This window comes from Streptomyces sp. BHT-5-2 (assembly GCF_019774615.1).
Taxonomy (GTDB): Bacteria; Actinomycetota; Actinomycetes; order Streptomycetales; family Streptomycetaceae; genus Streptomyces.
The window spans coordinates 2,652,204-2,676,266 of the sequence record NZ_CP081496.1 but is presented as its reverse complement, the minus strand read 5'-3'; the positions used below and the strand labels follow the sequence as shown (position 1 = coordinate 2,676,266).

Sequence of the window (24,063 nt, the reverse complement as noted above, 5' to 3'; positions counted from 1 at the left end):
TATCGAACCGGCAAAGGGGAGCCCCGGCGGTTCGGGCGGCTGATAGCCTTGCCGTCTGGTCAGGGAATGACGAACGTCCCCCAGCGGGGACCGGCCGGAGGAGGTGGGGCTGCGGTGGATCCGAGTCGACCGTGCAGTACCGACAGTTCTCCCGTCATCCCGTTCGCACCGCGAACCTACTGATCCGAGAGCTTCCGTACCCAGCCGCACCGCGGCGAAACCGTGAAGTTCTTTTGCTCCGGACGCAGATGACGGAAGAGCGCCTTCGACTCTTCTTTCCGTGATGTCAGCGAACTGCCGTCAGCAGCCCCCGCACCGAGCGCCGCCCGCTTTGTGGACGTACGGCCTGCAGCACCCGCCGCGCACGTCCTCGTTCCGGGCCGCGTTGCGCCCGCGCGCCGCCGCTGACGGCCGGCCCGAAGGAGCCTGCCATGTCGATGATCCGCGACCTGCGTGCCGCCGTCCGTCCCGCCCGGCGCCGTGACGACTCCCCCTACCACACCGAATCCGGCGGCCCGGCCTGCGCCAACAGCGCCATCGTGGACTGCGGCGTCTACCGCGACGGCCGGCGGGTGCACGGGCACCCCTCCCCGGCCGAGGCGATCGCCGACGTGCGGGACGAGGGCGGCTTCGTCTGGATCGGCCTGCACGAGCCGAACGAGGCCGAATTCGCCGGCATCGCCCAGGAGTTCGGGCTGCACCCGCTGGCCGTGGAGGACGCCGTCCACGCCCATCAGCGCCCCAAGCTGGAGCGGTACGACGACACCCTGTTCACCGTCTTCAAGACCGTGCACTACGTGGAGCACGCCGAGCTGACCTCGACCAGCGAAGTGGTGGAGACCGGCGAGGTGATGTGCTTCACGGGCCCGAACTTCATCGTGACGGTCCGGCACGGCGGCCAGGGCTCGCTGCGCGCCCTGCGGCACCGCCTCCAGGAGGACCGGGAGCGGCTGGCCAAGGGCCCGTCCGCGGTGCTGCACGCCATCGCCGACCAGGTCGTCGACGGCTACATCGCGGTGGCCGGCGCGGTCCAGGACGACATCGACGAGGTGGAGATCGACGTCTTCAGCTCCGGCACCAACGGCAAGGGCACCGGCACCAAGGGGGCCGCGAAGGGTGGCGACGCCGGGCGGATCTACCAACTCAAGCGCGAGGTACTGGAGTTCAAGCGCGCGGTGTCCCCGCTGCTGCGGCCGATGCAGCTGCTGAGCGAGCGCCCGATGCGGCTGGTGGACAGCGACATCCAGAAGTACTTCCGGGACGTCGCCGACCACTTGGCGCGGGTCAACGAACAGGTGCTGTCCTTCGACGACCTGCTGAACTCCATCCTCCAGGCCAACCTCGCACAGGCCGCCGTCGCACAGAACGAGGACATGCGCAAGATCACCGCCTGGGCGGCGATCTTCGCCGTCCCGACGATGATCGCCGGCATCTACGGCATGAACTTCACGTACATGCCGGAGCTGCACTGGAAGTACGGCTATCCGGCGATGATGCTGGTCACGGTCACCATCTGCTTCGGAATCCACCGCGGTTTCAAGCGGAACGGCTGGCTGTAGGGGCGGTCGGCGGTCGCTCCGGCCGGGGGCCCGTCTCAGCGTGCGGGCGCGCCCGGCGCCCGTGGTCGGGCCGATTAGGCTGAGGCCCATGACGGAGGAGACCGTGTCGCAGGGCCTGCTGGATCGGGCACTCGTCGAAGAGGCCACGAAGAAGTCCGGTCTGATCTGGGTGCGGGGCACGACCGGCCCGGCCCGGGCGCTGTGGCACGTCTGGCACGACGGGGCGGCCTGCCTGGTCGGCGGGGGCGCCGGCGAGCAGCCGCTGGCCGAGCTGGGACTCGTCGACGGCGGCACCGCGACGGTCACCGTACGCAGCAAGGACAAGGGCGGCCGGCTCGTCGCCTGGCCGGCCGAGGTCCGCGAACTCCCGCCCGGCGGCGAGGAGTGGCAGGCCGCCGTCGAGGAGCTGAAGGGCAAGCGGCTCAACGCCCCGGACGCGGACAACCTCACCGAGCGCTGGGCCCGGGAGTGCCGCGTGCTGCGGTTGGCGCCGGCCGGCGGGGCGGAGCAGCGCCCCGGCCTGATGCCGGACGTTTCGCACGCCGCGCCGCCGCTGCCCTCGCCGGCGCTCACCCGCCGGCCGGTGCCGGCCGCGCTGCCGAAGCTGCTGCGCCGGGGCCGCAAGGGCTGACGCGGCCCGCGCGGCCCGGCCCGCGCCGGTCAGCCGCCGCTGCCGCCACCGCCCGTGCCGCTGCGCGTGATCTTCTGGCCGTAGTCGACGACCTGGCCCTGGTCGGGGGCCTTGAGGTCCACGCTCTTGCCCCAGTCGGCGAGCGTCAGCTCCCCCGTGCCGCCCCCGCGCCGCAGCCGCAGCGGATACGGGGTGCCCTCCAGGGAGACGTCGAGGGTGCCGCCGGAGCCGGAGCCGGCGGTGACCTGGACGGTGCGGACTCCGTTGACCGTCCCGTGGTCGCCGGTCGTCAGCTCGCCGTGCAGGCCGAGCAGTCCGGCGAGCAGGGTGTCCTTGTCGGTGAAGCCGCTGAAGCGCTGGTAGACGGGGTCGGCTGCGGGCACCTTGACGTACTTGCCGCCGAGCTTGGTGGCGCTGCCGGAGCCGGCGACGCCCTTCTCCCCGGCCCAGAAGGCCGCGTCCGCCTTCAGATAGAGCGCGCTGCCGACCCGCAGCAGCTGGAACGAGGCGGCATTGGTGGTCAGCTGGCCCCGGGCGCCGTCCTTGGCCAGCCGCATGTCGAGTGCGTAGGTCGCGCCCTGGCTGACGAGCTTGCCGGCGAGCCGGACGGTGTCGGCCCCGGTGGCGGCGGCCCGCGCCTTGGCCGCGATCTGCGGGGCGGGCAGCTTGCCCACGCCGTTGGTGCCGGCGTCCGGGTCCTCCGCGCAGCCCGCCACGGTCGCGGCCAGGGCCGCGCACACCGCCGCCACCAGCCCCGCCCGCCCCGTACGGCGGGTTCCGGCCGGGGGGCGGCGGGCGGGGTCCGGGGGGATGGCGCTCACGTCGGCTCTGCCTCCTGATGCGGGTGATCTCGACAGCTCACGGCAGCGTACCCGCGGCACCGGGGGCCGGAGACCGGATGCCGGGCGGCCACCATACGGCCGTTCCCGCCGGGCCGCGGCCCACCCCGACGGGTTAGTCTGAACCCGGATCAATACGGTGCTTTCAGGTCGATAGTTGAGCAATCCGGACTGAAAGGGAGAAGGGCGGCGCTTTCCATGGCGGTGGTCACTCCCCGGATCTTCGTCTCCCACCTCTCCGGCATCGCCGTGTTCGACCCCAACGGCGACCAGGTCGGGCGGCTGCGGGACCTGGTCGTGCTGCTCCGGGTCGGCGACCGCCCACCGCGGCTGCTGGGACTGGTCGTCGAGGTGATCAGCCGGCGCCGGATCTTCGTCCCGATGACCCGGGTGACCGGCGTGGAGTCCGGCCAGATCGTCACCACCGGCGTGGTCAACATGCGCCGCTTCGAACAGCGGGCGTCGGAGACGCTGGTCTTCGGCGAGCTGCTGGACCGGCGGGTGCGGCTGGTCGAGACCGGCGAGCAGGTCACCGTGCTCGACGTCGGCATCACCCAGCTGCCGGCCCGCCGCGACTGGGAGATCGACAAGGTCTTCGTCCGGCGCGGGAAGGGCGGGCCGCTGCGCCGCAAGGGCGAGGTGCTGACGGTCGAGTGGTCGGCCGTGACCGGCTTCTCCCTGGAGGAGCACGGGCAGGGCGCGGAGAACCTCCTGGCCACCTTCGAGCAGCTGCGCCCGGCGGACCTGGCCGGTGTGCTGCACCACCTCTCCCCCAAGCGCCGCGCCGAGGTCGCCGCCGCGCTCGACGACGACCGGCTGGCCGACGTCATGGAGGAGCTGCCGGAGGACGACCAGGTCGAGATCATCGGCAAGCTGAAGGACGAGCGGGCCGCCGACGTCCTGGAGGCGATGGACCCGGACGACGCCGCCGACCTGCTCTCCGAGCTGCCGGAGGACGAGAAGGAGCGGCTGCTGACCCTGATGCGCCCCGAGGAGGCGGCGGACGTCCGCCGGCTGATGTCCTACGAGGAGCGGACGGCGGGGGGCCTGATGACCACCGAGCCGATCGTGCTGCGCCCGGACGCCACCGTCGCGGACGCCCTGGCCCGGGTGCGCGACCCCGACCTCTCCCCCGCACTCGCCGCCCAGGTGTACGTCTGCCGGCCACCGGACGAGACGCCGACCGGCAAGTACCTGGGCCTGGTGCACTTCCAACGGCTGCTGCGGGACCCGCCGTTCACCCTCGTCGGCTTCATCGTGGACACCGATCTGCCGGCCCTGCGGCCGGACACCCCGCTGCCCGAGGTGACCGGCTACCTCGCCGCGTACAACATGGTCGCGGCGCCGGTGGTGGACGAGGGCGGGGCACTGCTGGGCGCGGTCACCGTGGACGACGTGCTCGACCATCTGCTGCCGGACGACTGGCGGGAGGCCGGGCTGCACGGCCGTACGCCCGGCGGCGGCACCGGCGGGGCGCAGGGGCAGGCCGCAGATGGGCACTGAGGACCGGGAGAGCCCCAGGGAGCGCCGGCCGCACGGCGCCTCGGCGGTGCGCCGCGGCGGCACCGGCGAGCGGTCCCGGGGCCCCGAGCCGCGGCCGCGGGTGCGGCTGGACCTGCCGAGGGTGCCGCGCCGGACGTTCTTCCCGGAGTACGACCCGGAGGCGTTCGGACGGCTGTCGGAGAAGATCGCCCGTTTCCTGGGGACCGGCCGCTTCATCGTCTGGATGACGGTCACCATCATCCTGTGGATCGGCTGGAACGTGACGGTGCCCGGCAACCTGCGGTTCGACAACTACCCGTTCATCTTCCTGACCCTGGCGCTCTCGCTCCAGGCGTCGTACGCGGCGCCGCTGATCCTGCTGGCGCAGAACCGCCAGGACAACCGCGACCGGATCACCCACGAGCAGGACCGCAAGCAGAACGAGCGCTCCATCGCCGACACCGAGTACCTGACCCGGGAGATCGCGGCGCTGCGGACGGGCCTGGGCGAGGTCGCCACCCGCGACTGGATCCGCTCCGAACTCGAAGATCTGCTGCGGGAACTGGAGCTGCGGACGCCCGACGGCGAACGCCCGGAGCGTGACGAACGCGACCGCTGAGGGCCTTTCCGGAGGCGGCCTCAACCGCCGTACGATCGAGTCATGGCAACAGACAAGCCCCACCCCGACGGCTCCGCGCCGAGCGAGGACGCGATCCGCGAGGCGCTCGCGACGGTCAACGACCCCGAGATCCACCGCCCCATCACCGAACTGGGGATGGTCAAATCGGTGGAGATCGCCGCGGACGGCTCGGTGGCGGTCGTGGTCTACCTCACGGTCTCCGGCTGCCCGATGCGCGAGACGATCATCAACAACGTCCGCGAGGCCGTGGCGCGGGTTCCCGGGGTGACCGGCGCCTCGGTCGAGCTGGACGTGATGAGCGACGAGCAGCGCCGGGAGCTGGCGGCGTCGCTGCGCGGCGGCACCGCCGAGCGCGAGGTGCCGTTCGCCAAGCCCGGCTCGCTGACCCGGGTCTACGCCGTGGCCTCCGGCAAGGGCGGCGTCGGCAAGTCCTCGGTGACGGTCAACCTCGCCGCCGCGATGGCCGCCGACGGCCTCAAGGTCGGCGTGGTCGACGCGGACATCTACGGCCACTCGGTGCCGCGGATGCTCGGCGCGGACGGCCGGCCCACCCAGGTCGAGAACATGATCATGCCCCCGTCGGCGAACGGCGTGAAGGTCATCTCGATCGGCATGTTCACGCCGGGCAACGCCCCGGTGGTCTGGCGCGGCCCGATGCTGCACCGCGCCCTCCAGCAGTTCCTCGCCGACGTCTACTGGGGCGACCTCGACGTCCTGCTGCTGGACCTGCCCCCGGGCACCGGCGACATCGCCATCTCGGTGGCCCAGCTGGTGCCGAACGCCGAGATCCTGGTGGTCACCACCCCGCAGCAGGCCGCCGCCGAGGTCGCCGAGCGGGCCGGTTCGATCGCCGTGCAGACCCACCAGAAGATCGTCGGCGTGGTCGAGAACATGTCCGGACTGCCCTGTCCGCACTGCGACGAGATGGTCGACGTCTTCGGCACCGGCGGCGGCCAGCGGGTCGCCGAGGGCCTGACGAAGACCACCGGCACCCAGGTCCCGGTGCTCGGCGCCATCCCGATCGACGTCCGGCTGCGCGAGGGCGGCGACGAGGGCAAGCCGGTGGTGCTGACCGACCCGGACTCCCCCGCCGGTTCCGCGATCCGCGCCATCGCGGGCAAGCTGGGCGGCCGTCAGCGCGGGCTCGCGGGCATGTCGCTGGGGATCACCCCGCGCAACAAGTTCTGAGACGCCCGCGGGCCGGCCTCCGGCCCGTACGGCATCGGGAAGGGCGGATCCGCTGAGGTCCGCCCTTTCGCGCACGTCGCGCGCGCCGCACTACAGGGCGCACGAAATCGTGCACGCGCCCCCCTCTTCGCGCCGGCGCTCAGCCTCCGTAGAAGCTCAGGTCCTTGATCACCGAGAAGCCCAGGCCGTACGCACTCATCCCCCGCCCGTAGGCGCCCAGGTGCACCGCCTCCGGCCCGTCCTGATTCGGCGATCCCGCGAGCACCCAGCCGTACTCGGACTCCCGGTAGCAGAACGGCGTCGGCACCCCGTCCACCGGGAGCATCAGCTCGCTCCAGGTCTCCTCACCGAGGTCGTCGGCCAGCTCCCAGGCGATCGTGGTCTGCTGGTCCAGCCAGTCCTGGCGCAGCGTCCGGTCCATCTGGGTCGGCCAGGTGTGGGTGAGGAGACCGGAACCGGCGAGCCAGGCCGCCGTCGAGACCGAGGTGGCCTCCAGGACGCCGGTGCCGTCCGCGCTGCGCCGCACGGGCCGGCTGGCGACCGTCACCACCACCGCGAAACGCTCGTCCTCCAGGCTCTCCACCTTTATCGTGGGCTCCACGCCGTGGCCGGTCGCGCCGTGCTCGACGGTGCCGTCCGCGGCCGAGCCGACCTGCATCAGCCAGCGTGGTCCGGTGAACGCCTCATCGAGGCCGTACCACGGGAATGCGGCCAGCAGATAGCCGTCGACCTTCCGGCCGGTATCGGCGGACACCTCACGGGTGACTGCCCGACTCGTCGTCTCCATCTGCGCGGAGCCTCCTCGTTGCCCTGCGTCGTGGGCGGCCCGCCCCCCTCAGGCGACCTCACCCCGGACACCGGGAGCATAGCCAGTGAGGTCAACACAGCCGGGCATACGAAATACTCAGGTCGCGTCGGCGTCGAACGGCGGCGGCTCGCGCCGGGACGGGTCGGTGCTCTTGCTGAGCATGTCCGATCGGCCGGCCGACGCGGCCGGGGTTTCCTTGGAGAGGCTCAGGGGGCCGCCGGCGGACGCGGGGCGGGTCGCGGTGGTCTCCCGGACCGCCTCGGTGACCTCGGCCATCTCCTTCTTCAGATCGAAGCCCTCGCGGATCTCGGCGAGATCCCGCAGGCCGTACTCGTCCTTCTCCAGGACGTGCTTGCGGACGAAGTTCCGCGGCTTGAGGTCCTCGAACTCGAAGTCCTTGAACTCCGGACCGAGCTCGCTGCGGATGTCCTCCTTGGCGCTGTCGGAGAACGCCCGGACCTTACGGATGAACCCCGTAACGTCCTGGATGACCTTGGGCAGCTTGTCCGGCCCGAAGATGAGGACCGCGAGGACCACGAGAGCAACCAGTTCCAGGGGTCCTATGTCGAAGAACACCGTGCAGCTCCTTGGGGTATCCGCGGCCTTCGGGGGCCTTTGGGCCAAGGCCACCTATCACGGTACCTGGCCCCGGGCGCCGGGCGGGAGTCGCCCGTGCCAACACCGTACAAACGATCAGCTCCCGCCCGAGGAACCCAGTGTCAACCGGACGGACCGCTCCGCGCCGCCCCGCTGGACCGTCAGCGTGAGCGTGTCACCCGGCCGGTGGCCGCGGACCTTGATGATCAGCTCCTCGCCGCTGTGCACCGGCGCCCCGTCCACCTGGGTGATCACATCGCCCGGCCGGAGGCCCGCCCTGGCCCCCGGACCGCCGGGCGTGACCGGCTGCGCACCGGTCCGGCCGTCCCCGCTGACCTTGGCGCCGTCGCCGTCGTACTCCATCTCCAGCGTGACGCCGATGACCGGGTGGGCGGCCCGGCCGGTGTTGATCAGCTCCTCGGCCACCCACTTCGCCTGGTTGATCGGTATCGCGAAGCCCAGCCCGATGGAACCGCCCTGGCCGCCGCCGTCGAGGCCCCCGGTGCCGCTGTCGGCCGCCCGGATCGCGCTGTTGATCCCGATCACCCGGGCCTTGGCGTCCACCAGCGGGCCGCCCGAATTACCGGGGTTGATGGGTGCGTCGGTCTGCAGCGCGTCGACGTACGAGACATCGCTGCCGTCGCCCTTCTTGCCGCCCGCGGTGATCGGCCGCTGCTTGGCGCTGATGATCCCGGACGTGACGGTGTTGGCGAGGTCGTAGGGCGCGCCGATGGCCACCACCGGGTCGCCGACCTGCGCCGCGTCCGAATCGCCGAGGGTGAGCGGGTGCAGCCCGCTGACGCCCTCGACCTGCACCACCGCGAGGTCGTAACCGCCGTCCCGCCCGACGACCTTGGCCCGCGCGCTCTGCCCGCCGCTGAAGGTCACCGATATCTCGCCGCCGGTCCCGGCCGGTTCGACGACGTGGTTGTTGGTGAGGATGTGGCCCTTCCGGTCGAGCACGAAGCCGGTGCCGGTGCCCTGCTCGGCGTTGCCGCGGACGTGCAGGGTCACCACGCCGGGCAGCACCGCCCGGGCGATCCCGGCGACGCTCTCCGGGCTGCGGCCGCCACCGTCGCCGGCGACCTGCGGCAGCCGGATGTCGTCGATGCCGCCGTACCGCTCGACGTACGCGCCGACCACCCCGCCGACACCGCCCGCCAGCAGCGCCAGCGCGACGGCACCGGCCACCAGGGCCGGGCGCCGGCCGCGCCGCCGGGGCGGGTGCGCGGCCGCCGGACCGGCGGGCCGGGGCGCGCTCCAGGGGTCGTACTGCTGCCATGCGCCGGGCGCGGTGGGGGGCGGCGGGGCGAAGGCCGCGCGGGTGACGGGGGCCTCCGCGGCGCGCGCCGCTTCGAGCGCCGGGGGAACGGCGCCCGCGCCGGGAGCCGCCGGGGGCGCGGGGCGGGGCCCGCCGTCGCCCGGGTGCGGGACGAAGCCGCCCGTGGGCCGCTCCGGTGCAAGGGGGCTCCCCTGCTCGACCTGATGCGAGGGCGTGGGGAACGGTGCCTGCACCGGGGGAGCCGGCGCCCACGGACCGGGACCGCCGTACGGCGGCGTGCCGTACGGGTCCTCGGGGTGCAGCGGCTGCTGCCGGGGCGCCCGGCCACCGGACGGGGCGGGGGGCGCGGCATCGGCCGGTGCGGCCTGCGGCGCTGTGCCGGCTGCCGCGGTGGCGTCGGCCGGGACCTGTCCCAGCGTCATGGTCGCGGCGGAGCGTTCGGTGGGGGCGGGAGCAAGGGCGGGGGTGGCTGCCGTGGTGTCGTCTGCGGCGGCGGGCGCGTCGGACATCCCGGTCGCTGCGTCGGCCAACTCACGGGCGGTGCCGCCCACTTGGGTGTCAACGCCGTCGTGTCCGCTGTCGCCGGTGTGCTCGCCGCCCGCGCCGTGACCGCCGTCGTGGGCATCCCCGGTGCTGCCGGCGTCCCGGGCTCCCCGGGGGTCGTCGCCCGAGTCGGTCTCCCGGACGGCACGGGGGTCCGGGAACTCCCCGGCCGGCGCGGTCGCGTCGGCCGCGGGCTCCGGGGCCGCGTCGGGCGCCGGCCGCGGCGGGCGGACGACCCAGTCGCCCGACGTCTCCGTCCCGGACGTGTCGGGCTCCGGGGCCGCGGCCGCCGCCCCGGCGGGCTGCCCGGGTGCCGGAGCCTGCTCCGGACGGCTCCACCACTTCAGCTTGGGCCCGGCGGCCTTCGCGTCGTCCATGTTCTCCCCAACAATTCGCCCGCGGCCCTGCGCGGGCCACCGCCACCTGGAGCCTGTCCCGCGACAGGCCCGTGCGGCACGCGCCCCTGGGCAGGGGCGCGCCGCCCGAGAAGGGATTCAACCAGTTCCGGGCGGAGATGCGCAGGGCCGGTCAGTGCGGACCGGAGGCGGCCGGGCCGGTGGGGGCCGACGAGCCGAGCAGCGGCCGCATCGGCTCCAGGGGCGGCAGCGGCGGCGGGGTGCGGCGGACCGGGGCGTTGCCGCTCGCGACGGACAGCGGGGCGAAGCGGAACGCGGCCTCCGCGCCGGTGGCGGCGATCAGCGGCGAGAGGCCGAAGCGGCCGGGTGCCGGGCTGAAGGCCGGGACCGCGTCCGACGGGCGGCTCTCACCGGGCGCGAACAGCGACATCGGGCTGGGCGCGGGGGCACCCGTCGGGCCGCCGGCGGCGGGCCAGGACTCGGGACGCGGCTCACGCGTCGTCAGGAAGCCGTCGTCGCCGGAGAGCGCGCGGGGGCCCGCCGCGGGACCGGCGCCGAGCGGGGTGACGGCGGTGCCGCTGCCCTCGGCACGGGGGCCGGGGACGTCGACGGCCGCCTCCAGCGGGAGGGCTCCGCCGAGCGCGAACGCCGCCAGCGAGACCGCGCCGGCCGCCGCGAACGCCAGCCGGCGCCGCTGCGATGCACCGCGCTCCGGCTCCTGCACCCGGAAGCCGCGCGCCCGGGGCGGCGCGGAGACGGCCATGGCGCCGCCGAGATGCCGCTCCGCGGGGACATAGCCGAACGCACCGTCGCCGCGGGCGAACTCGCCGCGACCGAAGGTGCCGTTGCCCAACCGGCTGCCGGGACCGCCGGACTCGCCGCCGGGCAGCTGCTGCAGACGCGCCAGCAGCCCCTCGGAGGGCCCGGGGGGCAGCGCCTGCGCGAACACGTTCTTCAACCGACGCTGCGCGTCGGCCTCCGCCTTGCACTTCCCGCACGTGGCGAGGTGCGCCAGCACCCGCTCGCGTGCGTCGTGCCCCAGTTCACCGTCGACCAGGGCCGCCAGGCGGTCGCCGAGATGCTGCTCGGCGGGGGACGGACCGCCACTGTCGCTCACGCGATTCCGACCTCCCTACCGGGCACCACGGCCAGGGTCCGCCGCTCCTGCTGCTGCTCCCGACGCTCCTCGGCCCGGGCCTCCGGCGAGCGGTGCTTGAGCGCCTTGCGCAGGTGGGACCGGCCGCGGTGGATGCGGCTGCGGACCGTACCGAGCTTGACGCCGAGGGTCGCGGCGATCTCCTCGTACGACAGGCCCTCGATGTCGCAGAGCACCACGGCGGCGCGGAACTCGGGCGCGAGGGTGTCCAGCGCGTGCTGCACGTCGGCGTCGAAGTGGGTGTCGTCGAACTGCTGCTGGGGCGCGGGCTCCCGGCTGGGGAGCTTCTCGGCGGCGTCGTCACCGAGCGCGTCGAAGCGGATGCGCTGGCGGCGGCGGACCATGTCCAGGAAGAGATTGGTGGTGATCCGGTGCAGCCAGCCCTCGAAGGTGCCGGGGGTGTACGTCGACAACGAGCGGAAGACGCGGACGAACACCTCCTGCGTGAGGTCCTCGGCGTCGTGCTGATTGCCGGTGAGGCGGTAGGCGAGGCGGTAGACCCGCGCGCTGTGCGTGCTGACAATCTCCTCCCAGGTGGGAGGAGACCACGCCTGCGCGTCCGCGTCGGCGGCGAAGGTCGCGGTGGGCGCGTCGGCGATGGGGGCCCCTCCCCTGGCCTTGGGGCCGTGAGGGCGGAATCGGTCAGCGGTGTTGGTCACGGATTTCGGCCCGGCGAACGACCGTCGCAAGCGCCTGCGCACCCTTCGGTCACCCGCCGCAGCCGCACCTCCCCTGGTGGCTCTGGTGGTGTCCAGTAGAGCCCCTACCATATCCACCTCGCCCGTTAGCTCCGGATAAGCAGTTTTGACCAGCATTTGGTTCGACTTCTCGTCCCGCCGCGGCTCTCTCGCGGCCTCTTGCGCGGTATCCACCGGTGCGTCCCCCCGTCTCTCCCCCTGCCCTCTCCTAACGCCCGGTCCCATCTGCGGGTTCCCGCGCGCAGCGGATACAGTCACGGTTGCGTCAACTACGGGGACAGGAGAGGGCCATTACCGGCAACCGGCAGACGAGCTTGGCATTCGCCGAGGCGTACGGCGCCGGGACCATCGACGACGACGCCCACTCCGCCCTGCTCTGGTGCCGCGACCGCGCCCGGGAGCTCGGGGTCCGCGCGGTGGGCGCCGGCACCGGCGCGGCCCTGCGGATGCTGGCCGCCACCGCCGACGCCAAGGCCGTCGCCGAGATCGGCACCGGCACGGGGGTGTCGGGCATCTACCTCCTGCACGGCATGCGCCCGGACGGCGTGCTGACCACCGTGGACCTCGAACCGGAGCGCCAGGTCTTCGCCAAGCAGGCGTTCCGCGCCGCGGGCTTCGCCGGCAACCGCGCCCGCTTCATTCCCGGCCGGGCCCTGGACGTCCTGCCGCGCCTGGCGGACGGCGGCTACGACCTCGTCTTCTGCGACGGCGACCTCCTGGAGTGCCTGGAGTACCTCGCTGAATCGTTGCGTCTGTTGCGCCCCGGCGGCCTGGTCTGCTTCCAGGGCGTCTTCACCGACGGCCGGACGGTCGACTCCGCGGAGCAGCCGGCGGAGGTGCTGCGGGTCCGCGAGCTGCTGCGGGCCGTACGGGAGAGCAGCGCGCTGGTGCCCGCCCTGCTGCCGGTCGGCGACGGGCTGCTCTGCGCGGTCAAGCGCGCCTGAGCCCGCCCGGCCGGGGCGCACGGGCCCGGATGCACGGGCCCTGGGTGCACGGCCCGCCCCTGCCGGAGCACCCGGCCGCGCCCGTGCGCACGTACGCGAAACGGCCCCGGCACGCGGCGCGCCGTCGATCGGCGTGCCGCGTGCCGGGGCCGGGGTGTCCGGCTGGAGCTACCGGGGCGGGGACCCCGGAGGACCGCAGCGGTTTCTCCGCCCTCGTCAGACGGTGACCTTTTCCAGGGCCTCACCCAGGGCCTTGGCCTCGTCGGGGGTCAGCTCGACGACGAGCCGACCGCCGCCTTCGAGCGGAACGCGCATGACGATGCCCCGCCCCTCCTTGGTCACCTCGAGCGGGCCGTCGCCCGTCCGCGGCTTCATGGCCGCCATGCTCGTTCCCCTTCCTGAAACCAGCTCATCTCAGCCGACGGCCTGGATAGGCGCGTGTCACCGGCGTCGAACACATTGCTTCCAGGCCATTATCCCGCATCGAACGACCCGATGACCAACATCAGGGGGCATCCCTTTGGCAACGCGCTCCCGCAAACCCACCCAATTCGGGGAGCGGGCTGCGATACTGCGCCACTCTCCCCCGCCCGGGGCGGCCGCTTTCTTTGACGTACGTCACATGCCCACCGCGGATGATCTCCGGCATCCTGGGCGCGGGCTGCCGCTGCCGGGCAGTCCAGAGCCGCGACGGAGGGGACTCCACTATGGCCGACACCGTGCTCTACGACGTGACCGACGGACTGGCGACGGTCACTCTCAACCGCCCCGACGCGATGAACGCGATGAACACGGAGGCGAAGGTCGCCCTCCGGGACGTCCTGCGGGAGGCGGCCGCCGACCCGGCCGTGCGGGCGCTGCTGCTGACCGCCACCGGGCGCGCCTTCTGCGTCGGGCAGGACCTCAAGGAGCACATCGGACTGCTGGCCGAGGACCGCGAGACGGGCGCGGGCCGCACCATGAACACCGTCCGGGAGCACTACAACCCCATCGTCACGGCGCTGGCCGGGATGCCCAAGCCGGTGGTGGCCGGGGTCAACGGGGTCGCCGCGGGCGCCGGGGCGGGCTTCGCGCTGGCCGCCGACTACCGCGTCGTCGCCGACACCGCGTCCTTCAACACCTCGTTCGCGGGGGTGGCGCTGACCGCGGACTCCGGGATGTCCTGGACGCTGCCGCGGCTGATCGGCCACGGCCGGGCCGCCGACCTGCTGCTCTTCCCGCGCTCGGTCGGCGCCCAGGAGGCCCTGGAACTGGGCATCGCCAACAGGGTCGTACCGGCCGACGAACTGGCCACGGAGGCGGCGGCGGTGGCCCGCCGGCTGGCGGAGGGGCCGACCGCCGCGTACGCCGCGATCAAGGAGTCGCTGGCCCACGGCGCCGGGCACTCGCTCGCCGAGACCCTGGAGAAGGAGGACGAGCTGCAGGTCCGGGCCGGGGCCTCGGAGGACCACCACCGCGCCGTGGAGGCGTTCGTCAAGAAGGAGAAGCCGGTCTTCCTGGGGCGGTGATCCCGGCGCGCGGCGGCCGGGCCGGCGGTCAGGCGGCCGCCTCCTCCACCTCGGCCCGCACATGGCAGCCCGCGAGATGGTCGTTGACCAGGCCGCACGCCTGCATCATGGCGTAGGCGGTGGTGGGGCCGACGAACCGGAAGCCGCGCTTCTTGAGGTCCTTGGCGAGGGCGGTGGACTCCGGCGTCACCGGCTGGAGGTCGCCGGTGGTGCGCGGCGCCGGGCGGCCGGTCCGCGTCGGGGCGTAGGACCAGATCAGCGCGTCGAGCTCGCCGGGGGACAGCTCGGCGGCGACCCGGGCGTTGGAGAGCGTCGCGCTGATCTTGGCGCGGTTGCGGATGATGGCGGTGTCGACGAGCAGCCGCTCGGCGTCCTCGTCGGTGAACCGCGCCACCTCGGCGATGCGGAAGCCGGCGAACGCGGCGCGGAAGCCCTCGCGGCGGCGCAGGATGGTGATCCAGGACAGCCCCGACTGGAACGCCTCCAGGCTCATCCGCTCGAAGAGCGCGTCGTCGCCGTGGACCGGCCGGCCCCACTCGGTGTCGTGGTAGAAGCGGTAGTCCGCCATCTGCTCCGACTCCATGCCCCACGGGCAGCGCGGGACGCCGTCGGGCGCCGTCACCACTGTGCTCATGCCTGCTCCTCACCTTCTCCGCGCGGTGCGCGGGCGTCTCCCCGCCCGGGGGCTTCCGGGCCGCCGGTCCCCGCGGCGCCGCCCGGTGCGCCCGGCGCCGCGGCCGGTCCGGAGGCGGGCGGGGCCGGCGGGGTGTCCTCTATGAGGCCCGGCCCGCCGATCGCCGCGGCGTTGGCACCGGCCAGCGCGGCCTCCAGCTCGGCGATCCGGGCGTCCCGCTCGGCGAGCTCGGCACCGAGGCGGTCCAGGACGTCGTCGACGTCGTCCATGCGGTAGCCGCGGACGGTCACCGGCAGCCGGACGGACTCGACGTCGGCCCGGGCCAGTGGGCGGTCCTGGGGCAGCGGGTCGTGGAGCCCCGGGGGCTCGGCGTCGCGCAGCCCGCCGCCCTCCCCGCCGGCGTCTCCTCCGCCGACGACGACCAGCGTGACCGCAGCCACCACCACGACCAGCGCGATCAGCATGAACCAGAACACGACCAACTCCCCGGACTTGTGGTGCCTGCTCCGATCGTGCCACGCGGGTCCGACAGTTAGGGTCGCTCCCGAACCACGGAGAGGGAGTCAAGGGAATGCTGCGGCTGGGAAAACGCGAGTTCGGGGCCCATGAGCCGGTGATCATGGCGATCGTCAACAGGACGCCGGACTCGTTCTACGACCAGGGCGCGACCTTCCGCGACGAGCCCGCGCTGGACCGGGTGGAACAGGCGATCGCCGAGGGCGCCGCGATCATCGACGTCGGCGGTGTCAAGGCCGGCCCGGGCGAGGAGGTGAGCGCCGAGGAGGAGGCCCGGCGCACGGTCGGCTTCGTCGCCGAGGTCCGCCGCCGCCATCCCGACGTGGTGATCAGCGTCGACACCTGGCGGCACGAGGTCGCCGAGGCGGTGTGCGAGGCGGGCGCGGATCTGCTCAACGACGCCTGGGGCGGGGTCGATCCGCGGCTCGCCGAGGTCGCCGCGCGGTACGGCGCGGGCCTGGTGTGCACGCACGCGGGCGGTGCCGAACCGCGTACCCGGCCGCACCGGGTGGTGTACGACGACGTGATGGCCGACATCCTGCGGGTCACCCTCGGACTGGCCGAGCGGGCCGTCGCGTCGGGCGTCCGGCGGGACGGGATCCTGATCGACCCGGGGCACGACTTCGGGAAGAACACCCGGCACAGCCTGGAGGCGACCCGGCGGCTGGGCGAGATGGCGGAGACCGGGTGGCCGGTGCTGGTCTCGCTGTCCAACAAGGACTTCGTCGGCGAGACGCTGGACAGGCCGGTCAAGGAGCGGGTGCTGGGCACTCTGGCGACGACCGCGGTCTCCGCCTGGCTCGGCGCCCAGGTCTACCGCGTCCACGAGGTCGCCGAGACCCGGCAGGTGGTGGACATGGTGGCCTCGATCGCCGGTCACCGGCCGCCGGCGGTGGCCCGGCGCGGGCTGGCGTAGGACCTTCCCGCGCGGGCCGGGGCCACGGGGGCGGGGCGGGCGGGCCGCGGAGCCCCCAGGGGGCGGGCGAACGGATCCCGTAGGGGTCGTGCGCGCCCCCTGCGGGGCCACAACGGGCCGGGCGGGGGCGGGTATTCCCGCTGTCGCCGCGGCGGGCCGGCCCCGGGGTGTGTCCGGTGGTCGAGATCGGGGTCGGGGTCGGACGGGCCCTAGATCCCGACCTCCTTCGTCACCAGTGCGATGGCCTCGTCCACGTCGTCGCTGAGGTGGAACAGCTCCAGGTCGTGCGGGGACGCCTTGCCCTCGGCGACCACCGCCTCGCGGAGCCAGGCGAGCAGCCCGCTCCAGTAGTCGGAGCCGAACAGCACGATCGGGAAGCGGGTGACCTTGCGGGTCTGGACGAGGGTCAGCGCCTCGAAGAGCTCGTCGAGGGTGCCGAGTCCGCCGGGGAGGACGACGAACCCGCGGGCGTACTTCACAAAACAGGTCTTCCGGACGAAGAAGTAGCGGAAGTCGACCCCGAGGTTCACGTACGCGTTCATGCCCTGCTCGAAGGGCAGCTCGATGCCGAGCCCCACGGAGGTGCCGCCGGCCTCGAAGGCGCCCTTGTTGGCGGCCTCCATGGCCCCGGGGCCGCCGCCGGTGATCACCGAGAAGCCGGCCTTGACCAGCGCCGCGCCGATCCGCACGCCGGCGTCGTACTCCGCCGTGCCGCGCGGGGTGCGGGCCGAGCCGAAGACGCTGACGGCCGGGCCCAGCTCGGCCAGCGCACCGAAGCCCTCCACGAACTCCGACTGGATCCGCATCACGCGCCAGGGATCGGTGTGCACCCACTCGGAGGGGCCCTCGGAATCCAGCAGCCGCTGGTCCGTCGTCGTACCGGTCTGCACCTGGTCGTGCCGGCGCAGTACGGGACCCAGCCGCTGCTCCTCCGGGCTGTACGCTCCCTCGGGATTGGCCATGACGTGCTCCCTCCGCTGACAGATCGTTTGCCACTTCAGCCTAGATCCGCCGCCGTGAAGCGGAAGGGAATTCGCCGGGTGGACCAGGGGACCGCGACGGGACGGTCAGGCGGTCAGCCAGGCCCGCAGCCGCTCTTCGCAGTGCAGGACGCGCTCGACCGCGACCCGCTCGTCCTTCTTGTGCGCGAGCAGGGCGTCACCGGGTCCGTAGTTGACGGCCGGGACGCCGAGGGCGCTGAAGCGGGAGACGTCGGTCCAGCCGAACTTGGGCTTGGCGCTGCCGCCGACCGCCGCCATGAACGCCCGCGCCGCCGGGTGGGACAGCCCGGGCAGCGCCCCCGGGGAGTGGTCGTCGACGACGAACTCCTCGACGGGGCAGTCCGCGAAGACCTCCCGGACGTGCGCCAGCGCCTCCTCCGGGGTCCGGTCGGGCGCGTAGCGGAAGTTGACGGTGACGGTGCACTCGTCGGGGATGACGTTGCCCGCGACCCCGCCCTCGACGCGGACGGCGTTGAGGCCCTCGCGGTATTCCAGACCGTCGATGACCGGGCGGCGCGGCTCGTAGGCGGCGAGCTTCGCCAGGATGGGGGCGGCGGCGTGGACGGCGTTGGCGCCCATCCAGCTGCGCGCGGAGTGGGCGCGCTCGCCGCGGGTGCGCAGCAGGACCCGGAGGGTGCCCTGGCAGCCGCCCTCCACCTCGCCGTCGGAGGGCTCCAGGAGGACGGCGAAGTCGCCCGCGAGCCAGTCGGGGTGGGCGTCGGCGAGGTGGCCGAGGCCGTTGAGGTGCGCGGCGACCTCTTCGTTGTCGTAGAAGACGAAGGTCAGGTCCCGGTTGGGCGCGGGGACGGTGGCGGCCATCCGGAGCTGGACGGCGACCCCGGACTTCATGTCGCAGGTGCCGCAGCCCCACAGGACGCCGTCCCCGTCGAGCCGGGAGGGGACGTTGTCGGCGATCGGCACGGTGTCGAGGTGGCCGGCGAGCACCACCCGCTCGGCGCGGCCGAGCCGCGTGCGGGCGACGACGTTGTTGCCGTACCGGTCGACGGTCAGGTGCGGCAGGGCGCGCAGGGCGTCCTCGACGGCGTCGGCGAGGTCCTTCTCGTTGCCGCTCTCGGACGGGAAGTCGACGAGCTGCGCGGTCAGCGCGGCGGCGTCCAGCGACAGGTCAAGGCGGGGGTGAGTGGAGCGCTCCATGAGGCCGACCCTATCCGCCGGCCCTCGGGTACGTTGTGCTGCGTGTCCGCCCAGCCCGTTTCCCCCGCCCGCCGCGCCCGCCTGTGGCGCATCGCCGCGGCACTCGCCGTCCTTCTCGGGGTGGTCGCGTATCTCCTGGTGCAGTACGTCACCAGTGGACCGGGCGCGCCGCGCTGCTCGGTGCGCGTCCAGGGCGGCGGGGATCCCTACGAACTCACGCCCGAGCAGGCGGCGAACGCCGCGACGATCTCGGCGGTGGCGGCCTCGCGCGGGCTGCCGGAGCGGGCGGTGACGATCGCGCTGGCGACCGCCATGCAGGAATCCGGACTGCGCAACATCAATTTCGGCGACCGGGATTCGGTGGGCCTGTTCCAGCAGCGGCCGTCGCAGGACTGGGGCACCGTGCAGCAGATCATGGACCCGGTCTATTCGTCCGGGGAGTTCTACCGCCACCTGGTGAAGGTCCCCGGCTATTCCCGGCTGCCGCTGACGGTCGCCGCGCAGAAGGTGCAGCGCAGCGGCTATCCGCAGGCGTACGCCAAGCACGAGGCGAATGCGGCGCTGCTCACGGGGGCGCTGACCGGGCGGAACGGGGACGCGCTGAGCTGCACGGTGAGCCATCCCGTGGACGATGCCGGGCCGGACGGCGCGGGGAAGGTGCGGGAGAAGCTGGTGCGGGAGTTCGGGGCGTCGGTGCTGCCGCGGACGGCGGCGGCCGGGGGGCGCGGGGCCCGGCCCGGGCGCAGCCTGACGGTGCCGGTGCCGGTGGACGGCTACGGCGCGACGGCCCCGGGCGAGGCGGCGGAGCGCGGTTGGCGGCTGGCGAACTGGGCGCTGGCGCACGCCGCCGATCTGCACATCGACCGGATCTCCTATGCGGGGCGGACGTGGACGGCGGCCGACTCGGACAAGGGCTGGCAGGGCCCGGCGGCGTCCGGGGACGCGTCCCCTTCGGTGACGATCGTCACGGCCAAGTAGCGCTTCGACTCGGTCCACTTGGGGCCTGCGCGCGGCAATCCCCTTTTCCGTTCAGGCTTTTCACCTGGTTGCGGCCGTATCCTCGGCCAATTCCCGTGCGTTTAACGGGCTGTGACCTTTCCGCACGGCTTCGGCGCGCATGCATATTGCTCGTACTTATCCCGGGCAGATTATGTGACGCGTTGCCAATTCTTTACCGCATTCCACCGAAACCTTCGGGCACCTGACGCGGTATTCAGGGCGTCCGTCCGCCCGGCGGACATGGCACATCTGTCAGAAGTACGAGTTCTTCTCCGTAAAAGGAGCACCATGTCCCTCCCCGTTACGCGTCGGATCGCCCGAGCCGCCCTGCTGGTCGCGGCGGGCACCGCTCCCGTGGTCGCGGCGGCCGGAACCGCCAGCGCAGTGTCCCTGCCGCCCACGGGCAACGAGCTGGGCGGCGTGACCACCCTGGACTCCGCGAACACCAGCAAGACCGTGGACAGCACCGCTCGGAACGGCGTCGGGCTGGTCAACAGGACCGGTGCCGAGGCCGCGGAGGGCCTGGCGCCGGCGCTGGTGCGGACGCTCGCTCCGGTCGTCGAGGAGGCCGCGCCGCTCACCCAGGAGACCGCCCGCAGGGCGGAGGCCGCGGCCCGCCCGGTGGCGCGGAAGGGCATCTCCACCAACTCGGTGGCCACCGAGGCCGTCAGGCGGCTGGCCGGCGCGCCCCAGGAGGCGCACACGCCGCTGCACGGCCTGATCGGCGGGCTGCCGATCGGCCACTGACCCACCGCACGCGACGGGGCCCGGGGAGCTGTCCTCCCCGGGCCCCGCGCGTGGGAGCGGCTCGGCGGCTCAGTCGGCCAGGCGGTGCACCGCGGCGGCCACCCGCTCGTCGGTGGCGGTGAAGGCGATCCGGACGAAGTGCTCGCCCGCGGCGCCGTAGAAGTCGCCCGGGGCGACCAGGATGCCGCGCTTGGCGAGGTCGCCGACGGTGTCCCAGCAGGGCTCGTCGCGGGTCGCCCAGAGGTAGAGGGACGCCTCGCTGTGCTCGATGCGGAAGCCCGCGGCCTCGAAGGCGGTGCGCAGCGCGGTGCGCCGGCGGGCGTAGCGCTCGCGCTGCTCGGCGACGTGCGCGGTGTCGCCCAGCGCCGCGACGGTGGCGGCCTGGACGGGCGCGGCGGTCATCATGCCGCCGTGCTTGCGGATCTGCAGCAGGTCGTCGAGGACCGCGGCGTCGCCCAGCAGGAACGCGGAGCGGTAGCCGGCGAGGTTGGAGCGCTTGGACAGCGAGTGGACGGCGACGATGCCGTCGTAGGAGCCGCCGCAGACGTCCGGGTGCAGTACGGAGACCGGGTCGGCCTCCCAGCCCAGTTCGAGGTAGCACTCGTCGCTGAAGACCAGGACGCCGTGCTCGCGGGCCCAGGCGACGGTGCGGCGCAGCTCGTCGACGGTGAGCACCCGGCCGGTGGGGTTGGACGGGGAGTTGAGCCAGAGCAGCTTCAGGCCGGCCGGGTCCAGCTCGGTCGGCTCGTCGTAGACGACCGGCTCGGCGCCGGCCAGACGGGCGCCCACCTCGTAGGTGGGGTAGGCCAGGCGCGGGTAGGCCACCTTGTCGCCGGCGCCGAGGCCCAACTGGGTCGGCAGCCAGGCGACCAGTTCCTTGGAGCCGACGACCGGGAGCACGTTGGTGTGCTGCAGGCCGGGGGCGCCGAGGCGGTCGGCGCCCCAGCCGGTGAGCGCGTCCCGCAGGGCCGTGGTGCCCCACACCGTCGGATAGCCCGGGCTGTCCGCCGCGTCGATCAGGGCCCGCTGGACCAGCGCGGGGACCGGGTCGACGGGGGTGCCGACGGAGAGGTCGACGATGCCGTCCGGGTGCGCGGCGGCGGTCGCCTTGTACGGCTCCAGGCGGTCCCAGGGAAAGGCCGGAAGGCGGTCGCGCAGGGACGGGTGGCGGGAGGAGACTGCGCCCACGGTGCTCTCTTTCTCGTACGGAGTGGCGCGGAGGACGTCGGCGCGCGAAAACGCCGCGGTCCCGTACGGCGGGTGGGCCGTACGGGACCGGGCGGCGCCGTGCGACCTTCCCCAGCTCATGCCGGGGCGGTCCCCGGCGGCCTCGGAGGCAGGGGGGAGCGGGCCGGCTCCCGTCCGTCCTCCGGGCGGTGTCAGTGGTCCTGGTTCTGCGGCGGCAGCGCGGCGATGAACGGGTGGTCGCGCTCGATCAGGCCGAGCTTGCTGGCACCACCCGGGGAACCGAGCTCGTCGAAGAACTCCACGTTCGCCTTGTAGTAGTCCTTCCACTCCTCCGGGGTGTCGTCCTCGTAGAAGATCGCCTCAACCGGGCAGACCGGCTCGCAGGCACCACAGTCGACGCATTCGTCCGGGTGGATGTACAAGGACCGGGAGCCCTCGTAGATGCAGTCGACGGGGCACTCCTCGATGCATGCCTTGTCCTTGACGTCGACACAAGGCTGCGCGATGACGTAGGTCACGCTGTCGTTCCTCCTCAGTAGGGCCGGCGGCCCGATCTGCGGTACCGCCGCTGGGCGCGCGGGAGCGCGGCGTCGTCGATGCCCGCCACCTAGTATCTCCGTTCCCGGGCACGAGACGAACAAGAGGGGCGGTTAGAGGGCGATGGAATTCCTCTCCGGAGGGCGCGCGGAAGTCCGGATCACCCATGCCGATGTGGGCAAAAGGGTATCCGTCCGGCGTCTCACCGGGGCCCCGACCGGGGAGCCGGCTTTCACGGACGCGGTCGGTGTTCTCACATCATGGAACAGCGGTGTGCTGAGCATCACACGGCGGGGCGGCGAAGTGGTGCGGATCGAGGAGTCCGCGCTGGTGGCGGCCAAGGTCGTGCCGGCTGCACCAGCCCGTCGCAAGGTCCCGGCGGCCACCGTCCGCGAGCTCCAGGAGGTCGCGGCCCGCGGGTGGCCGGCCATCGAGGCGGAGCGCCTCGGGGGGTGGATCCTGCGGGCGTCCGTCCAGGAGTCGCCGGGCGGAGCGGGGCCGGGAGAGGCGGTGGCCGGGCGCCGGGCGGGATTCACCCGCCGCGCCAACTCGGTGCTGGCGGTCGGCGATCCCGGGCTCCCGTTGGACGAGGCACTGGACCGTGTCACCCGGTGGTACGCCGAGCGCGGGCTGCCCCCTCTGCTGACCGTCGCCACCGGGCGGCCGGACGCCGACGAGCGGCTGGCCGCGGAACTGGCCGCCCGCGGCTGGTCCGACGAGGCGCACACCTCCGTGCGGATCGCGGCCCTGGCGCCGCTCGCGGACACCGATACGGACACGTCGGCCGTGCTTCTCTCCCGGCGGCCGGACGCCGGCTGGCTGGGTCTGTACAACCGGACCGGCACGCCCACGGCGGCGGCGTCGGCGGTGCTGACCGGCGGGCCCTCGGTGTGGTTCGCGCGGGTGCCGGCGCCGGACGGCGGCACCGCGGCGATCGGGCGGCTGGTCGTCGACGGGCGCTGGGCGGGCTTCGCGGCGGTGGAGACCGCCGCCGGGCGGCGGCGCGCGGGGCTGGCGACACTGGTGATGGCGGCACTCGCCGAGCGGGCCCTGGAGGAGGGCGCCTCGGCGGCGTACCTCCAGGTCGAGGCGGACAACGCCGGCGCCCTCGCGCTGTACGACGGGCTGGGGTTCGTCGAGCACCACGGCTATCACTACCGACGCGGCCCGGCCGGGGCCTGAGGGGTATCGGTCCGGTATGGGCGAGCGAGCGGAACGCGGCGAACCGGGGCCCGAGCGGGACGCGGCGCGCGAGGAGCGGCGGCGGGAGTTCGCGGCCGCGGCCCGCGAGGAGCGGCCCGATCTCGCGCTGCTGTGCCTGCTGATCTGCGCCGAGGCCGATCCGGCGCTGGACCGGGCCGGGATCGACGCGGCCCAGATCGAACTGGACCGGCTGGCCGGGCTGCTCCCCTACTCCCCTGCCGGCGGCCCCGGTGCCTGGGCGCGCAACCTCGCGGAACTGCTGGGCACCCGGGAGGGCTTCGGCGGTTCGCCCGGCGACTACCGCAGGCTGGAGTCCTCGCTGCTGCACGAGGTGCTGCGGCGGCGGCACGGACTGCCGATCCTGCTGTCGGTGGTCTGGATGGAGGTCGCCCGGCGGGCCGGGGCGCCGGTGTACGGGGTGGCGCTGCCGGGGCACTTCGTCGTCGGCTTCGGGGACCCGGCCGGGCCGGATGTCGCAGGGGCCCACCGCACGTCGTCCGGGGGCGGTGGCCGGGCGGCCGGCGGGCATGTGCTGGCCGATCCGTTCGCGGGCGGGCGGCTGCTCAGCAACCAGGACGCGGCGATGCTCGTCGCGGGCGCGACGGGTGAGGCGCTGGCCCCGGGGATGCTGGTCCCGGCCGGCCCGCTGGAGATCGTCCAGCGGATCCTCAACAACATCCGGGCCTGGGCCCAGGCACGCCCGGAGCACAGCGCGGTCCATCTGTGGGCGCTGGACCTGTCGCTGCTGCTGCCGAGCCATCCTGCGCGGCTGCGCCACGAGCGGGCCCAACTCCTCGTCCAGCGGGGCGAGTTCCTGGACGGGGCGGCGGAGCTGGAGGAGTACGCGCGGGTGCTGGAGCCGGTCCAGCCGGCGGCCGCGACCGCGCTGCGCCGGGAGGCCGGGGCGGCCCGGGCCCGGCTGAACTGAGGACGCTG

Annotated in this window: 25 protein-coding genes; 12 read left to right on the top strand and 13 right to left on the bottom strand. The window is 73.7% G+C overall.

What is annotated here, in order from left to right; genetic code table 11:
• Positions 1-431 precede the first annotated feature (431 nt).
• Positions 432-1,559 carry a magnesium and cobalt transport protein CorA gene (locus tag K2224_RS11910; protein WP_221906536.1) on the top strand — a complete coding sequence of 376 codons (1,128 nt, stop codon included), beginning with the start codon at positions 432-434 and terminating at the stop codon, positions 1,557-1,559.
• 88 nt (positions 1,560-1,647) lie between these two features.
• Positions 1,648-2,190, top strand: coding sequence for a hypothetical protein (locus tag K2224_RS11905; RefSeq protein ID WP_221906535.1), 543 nt, complete (start codon positions 1,648-1,650; stop codon positions 2,188-2,190).
• 29 nt (positions 2,191-2,219) lie between these two features.
• Here the strand turns inward: K2224_RS11905 and K2224_RS11900 are convergent, their stop codons facing one another.
• Positions 2,220-3,011: a hypothetical protein gene (locus tag K2224_RS11900; RefSeq protein WP_221906534.1), complete on the bottom strand. Its 792-nt coding sequence runs from the start codon at positions 3,009-3,011 to the stop codon at positions 2,220-2,222.
• 216 nt (positions 3,012-3,227) lie between these two features.
• Between K2224_RS11900 and K2224_RS11895 the strand changes: the two genes are divergently transcribed.
• From K2224_RS11895 to K2224_RS11885, 3 genes are read left to right on the top strand one after another with little or no spacing between them, the layout of a single operon-like run.
• Entirely contained in the window at positions 3,228-4,532 is a 1,305-nt protein-coding gene (locus K2224_RS11895; protein WP_221906533.1) for a magnesium transporter MgtE N-terminal domain-containing protein, read from the top strand.
• Positions 4,522-5,130, top strand: a complete 609-nt coding sequence (locus tag K2224_RS11890) for a DUF1003 domain-containing protein (RefSeq protein ID WP_221906532.1) — start codon at positions 4,522-4,524, stop codon at positions 5,128-5,130. Before K2224_RS11895 ends, K2224_RS11890 begins: the two co-directional genes overlap by 11 nt.
• 42 nt (positions 5,131-5,172) lie before the next feature.
• Positions 5,173-6,339, top strand: coding sequence for an Mrp/NBP35 family ATP-binding protein (locus K2224_RS11885; RefSeq protein WP_221906531.1), 1,167 nt, complete (start codon positions 5,173-5,175; stop codon positions 6,337-6,339).
• Positions 6,340-6,478: 139 nt separating this feature from the next.
• Here K2224_RS11885 and K2224_RS11880 read toward each other — a convergent pair whose 3' ends face one another.
• The 5 genes from K2224_RS11880 to sigE form a co-directional block, all read right to left on the bottom strand.
• Positions 6,479-7,126 carry a hypothetical protein gene (locus tag K2224_RS11880; protein WP_221906530.1) on the bottom strand — a complete coding sequence of 216 codons (648 nt, stop codon included), beginning with the start codon at positions 7,124-7,126 and terminating at the stop codon, positions 6,479-6,481.
• Positions 7,127-7,243: 117 nt separating this feature from the next.
• Positions 7,244-7,723 carry a sec-independent translocase gene (locus K2224_RS11875; RefSeq protein ID WP_221906529.1) on the bottom strand — a complete coding sequence of 160 codons (480 nt, stop codon included), beginning with the start codon at positions 7,721-7,723 and terminating at the stop codon, positions 7,244-7,246.
• Between the two features lie 117 nt (positions 7,724-7,840).
• Entirely contained in the window at positions 7,841-9,946 is a 2,106-nt protein-coding gene (locus K2224_RS11870; protein WP_221906528.1) for a S1C family serine protease, read from the bottom strand.
• A gap of 151 nt (positions 9,947-10,097) precedes the next feature.
• Entirely contained in the window at positions 10,098-11,042 is a 945-nt protein-coding gene (locus tag K2224_RS11865) for an anti-sigma factor (RefSeq protein ID WP_221906527.1), read from the bottom strand.
• Positions 11,039-11,740: an RNA polymerase sigma factor SigE gene (gene sigE / locus K2224_RS11860; RefSeq protein WP_221906526.1), complete on the bottom strand. Its 702-nt coding sequence runs from the start codon at positions 11,738-11,740 to the stop codon at positions 11,039-11,041. The genes K2224_RS11865 and sigE overlap by 4 nt, the downstream gene beginning before the upstream one ends.
• Before the next feature lie 299 nt (positions 11,741-12,039).
• Here sigE and K2224_RS11855 point away from each other — a divergent pair, with 299 nt between their 5' ends.
• Positions 12,040-12,723, top strand: coding sequence for an O-methyltransferase (locus K2224_RS11855; RefSeq protein WP_221906525.1), 684 nt, complete (start codon positions 12,040-12,042; stop codon positions 12,721-12,723).
• Between the two features lie 216 nt (positions 12,724-12,939).
• On the opposite strand, the gene K2224_RS11850 is transcribed toward K2224_RS11855, so the two are convergent.
• Positions 12,940-13,107, bottom strand: a complete 168-nt coding sequence (locus K2224_RS11850) for a DUF3117 domain-containing protein (RefSeq protein WP_003985072.1) — start codon at positions 13,105-13,107, stop codon at positions 12,940-12,942.
• Positions 13,108-13,430: 323 nt separating this feature from the next.
• On the opposite strand from K2224_RS11850, the gene K2224_RS11845 reads away from it, so the two are divergent.
• The gene (locus K2224_RS11845) at positions 13,431-14,231 is read left to right on the top strand and encodes an enoyl-CoA hydratase/isomerase family protein (protein WP_221906524.1); all 801 of its coding nucleotides are present in this window, start codon (positions 13,431-13,433) and stop codon (positions 14,229-14,231) included.
• A gap of 28 nt (positions 14,232-14,259) precedes the next feature.
• Here the strand turns inward: K2224_RS11845 and K2224_RS11840 are convergent, their stop codons facing one another.
• A complete protein-coding gene (locus K2224_RS11840) occupies positions 14,260-14,865 on the bottom strand; it encodes a DNA-3-methyladenine glycosylase I (RefSeq protein ID WP_221906523.1) in 606 nt (201 codons plus the stop codon).
• Positions 14,862-15,341, bottom strand: coding sequence for a DivIVA domain-containing protein (locus tag K2224_RS11835; RefSeq protein ID WP_221906522.1), 480 nt, complete (start codon positions 15,339-15,341; stop codon positions 14,862-14,864). Before K2224_RS11835 ends, K2224_RS11840 begins: the two co-directional genes overlap by 4 nt.
• A gap of 95 nt (positions 15,342-15,436) precedes the next feature.
• Here K2224_RS11835 and folP point away from each other — a divergent pair, with 95 nt between their 5' ends.
• Positions 15,437-16,297, top strand: coding sequence for a dihydropteroate synthase (folP, locus tag K2224_RS11830; protein ID WP_221906521.1), 861 nt, complete (start codon positions 15,437-15,439; stop codon positions 16,295-16,297).
• 209 nt (positions 16,298-16,506) lie between these two features.
• Here the strand turns inward: folP and K2224_RS11825 are convergent, their stop codons facing one another.
• Both K2224_RS11825 and dapE read right to left on the bottom strand, forming a co-directional pair.
• Positions 16,507-17,259, bottom strand: a complete 753-nt coding sequence (locus K2224_RS11825) for a TIGR00730 family Rossman fold protein (RefSeq protein WP_221906520.1) — start codon at positions 17,257-17,259, stop codon at positions 16,507-16,509.
• Between the two features lie 105 nt (positions 17,260-17,364).
• Positions 17,365-18,453 carry a succinyl-diaminopimelate desuccinylase gene (gene dapE / locus K2224_RS11820; protein ID WP_221906519.1) on the bottom strand — a complete coding sequence of 363 codons (1,089 nt, stop codon included), beginning with the start codon at positions 18,451-18,453 and terminating at the stop codon, positions 17,365-17,367.
• A 42-nt stretch (positions 18,454-18,495) separates the two neighbouring features.
• Between dapE and K2224_RS11815 the strand changes: the two genes are divergently transcribed.
• Both K2224_RS11815 and K2224_RS11810 read left to right on the top strand, forming a co-directional pair.
• A complete protein-coding gene (locus tag K2224_RS11815) occupies positions 18,496-19,431 on the top strand; it encodes a heavy metal transporter (RefSeq protein WP_221906518.1) in 936 nt (311 codons plus the stop codon).
• 309 nt (positions 19,432-19,740) lie between these two features.
• A complete protein-coding gene (locus K2224_RS11810) occupies positions 19,741-20,199 on the top strand; it encodes an ATP-binding protein (RefSeq protein ID WP_221906517.1) in 459 nt (152 codons plus the stop codon).
• 69 nt (positions 20,200-20,268) lie between these two features.
• Here K2224_RS11810 and dapC read toward each other — a convergent pair whose 3' ends face one another.
• Positions 20,269-21,387 carry a succinyldiaminopimelate transaminase gene (gene dapC / locus K2224_RS11805; RefSeq protein ID WP_313904770.1) on the bottom strand — a complete coding sequence of 373 codons (1,119 nt, stop codon included), beginning with the start codon at positions 21,385-21,387 and terminating at the stop codon, positions 20,269-20,271.
• A 191-nt stretch (positions 21,388-21,578) separates the two neighbouring features.
• Positions 21,579-21,905: a ferredoxin gene (gene fdxA, locus K2224_RS11800; RefSeq protein WP_016573354.1), complete on the bottom strand. Its 327-nt coding sequence runs from the start codon at positions 21,903-21,905 to the stop codon at positions 21,579-21,581.
• A gap of 142 nt (positions 21,906-22,047) precedes the next feature.
• Between fdxA and K2224_RS11795 the strand changes: the two genes are divergently transcribed.
• Both K2224_RS11795 and K2224_RS11790 read left to right on the top strand, forming a co-directional pair.
• On the top strand, positions 22,048-23,106 hold the full coding sequence (locus tag K2224_RS11795) for a GNAT family N-acetyltransferase (RefSeq protein WP_221906516.1): 1,059 nt from the start codon (positions 22,048-22,050) through the stop codon (positions 23,104-23,106).
• 16 nt (positions 23,107-23,122) lie between these two features.
• Positions 23,123-24,055 carry a transglutaminase-like domain-containing protein gene (locus tag K2224_RS11790; RefSeq protein ID WP_221906515.1) on the top strand — a complete coding sequence of 311 codons (933 nt, stop codon included), beginning with the start codon at positions 23,123-23,125 and terminating at the stop codon, positions 24,053-24,055.
• Positions 24,056-24,063: the final 8 nt, after the last annotated feature.

What these genes read in the sequence shown, in the direction of transcription:
- K2224_RS11840 (WP_221906523.1), bottom strand. Translation starts at nt 14,865, where the DNA reads ATGAGCACAGTGGTGACGGCGCCCGACGGCGTCCCGCGCTGCCCGTGG.
- folP (WP_221906521.1), top strand. Translation starts at nt 15,437, where the DNA reads ATGCTGCGGCTGGGAAAACGCGAGTTCGGGGCCCATGAGCCGGTGATC.
- K2224_RS11895 (WP_221906533.1), top strand. Translation starts at nt 3,228, where the DNA reads ATGGCGGTGGTCACTCCCCGGATCTTCGTCTCCCACCTCTCCGGCATC.
- dapE (WP_221906519.1), bottom strand. Translation starts at nt 18,453, where the DNA reads ATGGAGCGCTCCACTCACCCCCGCCTTGACCTGTCGCTGGACGCCGCC.
- K2224_RS11885 (WP_221906531.1), top strand. Translation starts at nt 5,173, where the DNA reads ATGGCAACAGACAAGCCCCACCCCGACGGCTCCGCGCCGAGCGAGGAC.
- K2224_RS11880 (WP_221906530.1), bottom strand. Translation starts at nt 7,126, where the DNA reads ATGGAGACGACGAGTCGGGCAGTCACCCGTGAGGTGTCCGCCGATACC.
- K2224_RS11810 (WP_221906517.1), top strand. Translation starts at nt 19,741, where the DNA reads ATGTCCCTCCCCGTTACGCGTCGGATCGCCCGAGCCGCCCTGCTGGTC.
- K2224_RS11845 (WP_221906524.1), top strand. Translation starts at nt 13,431, where the DNA reads ATGGCCGACACCGTGCTCTACGACGTGACCGACGGACTGGCGACGGTC.
- K2224_RS11890 (WP_221906532.1), top strand. Translation starts at nt 4,522, where the DNA reads ATGGGCACTGAGGACCGGGAGAGCCCCAGGGAGCGCCGGCCGCACGGC.
- K2224_RS11910 (WP_221906536.1), top strand. Translation starts at nt 432, where the DNA reads ATGTCGATGATCCGCGACCTGCGTGCCGCCGTCCGTCCCGCCCGGCGC.
- K2224_RS11790 (WP_221906515.1), top strand. Translation starts at nt 23,123, where the DNA reads ATGGGCGAGCGAGCGGAACGCGGCGAACCGGGGCCCGAGCGGGACGCG.
- K2224_RS11825 (WP_221906520.1), bottom strand. Translation starts at nt 17,259, where the DNA reads ATGGCCAATCCCGAGGGAGCGTACAGCCCGGAGGAGCAGCGGCTGGGT.
- K2224_RS11795 (WP_221906516.1), top strand. Translation starts at nt 22,048, where the DNA reads ATGGAATTCCTCTCCGGAGGGCGCGCGGAAGTCCGGATCACCCATGCC.
- K2224_RS11870 (WP_221906528.1), bottom strand. Translation starts at nt 9,946, where the DNA reads ATGGACGACGCGAAGGCCGCCGGGCCCAAGCTGAAGTGGTGGAGCCGT.
- K2224_RS11850 (WP_003985072.1), bottom strand. Translation starts at nt 13,107, where the DNA reads ATGGCGGCCATGAAGCCGCGGACGGGCGACGGCCCGCTCGAGGTGACC.
- K2224_RS11905 (WP_221906535.1), top strand. Translation starts at nt 1,648, where the DNA reads ATGACGGAGGAGACCGTGTCGCAGGGCCTGCTGGATCGGGCACTCGTC.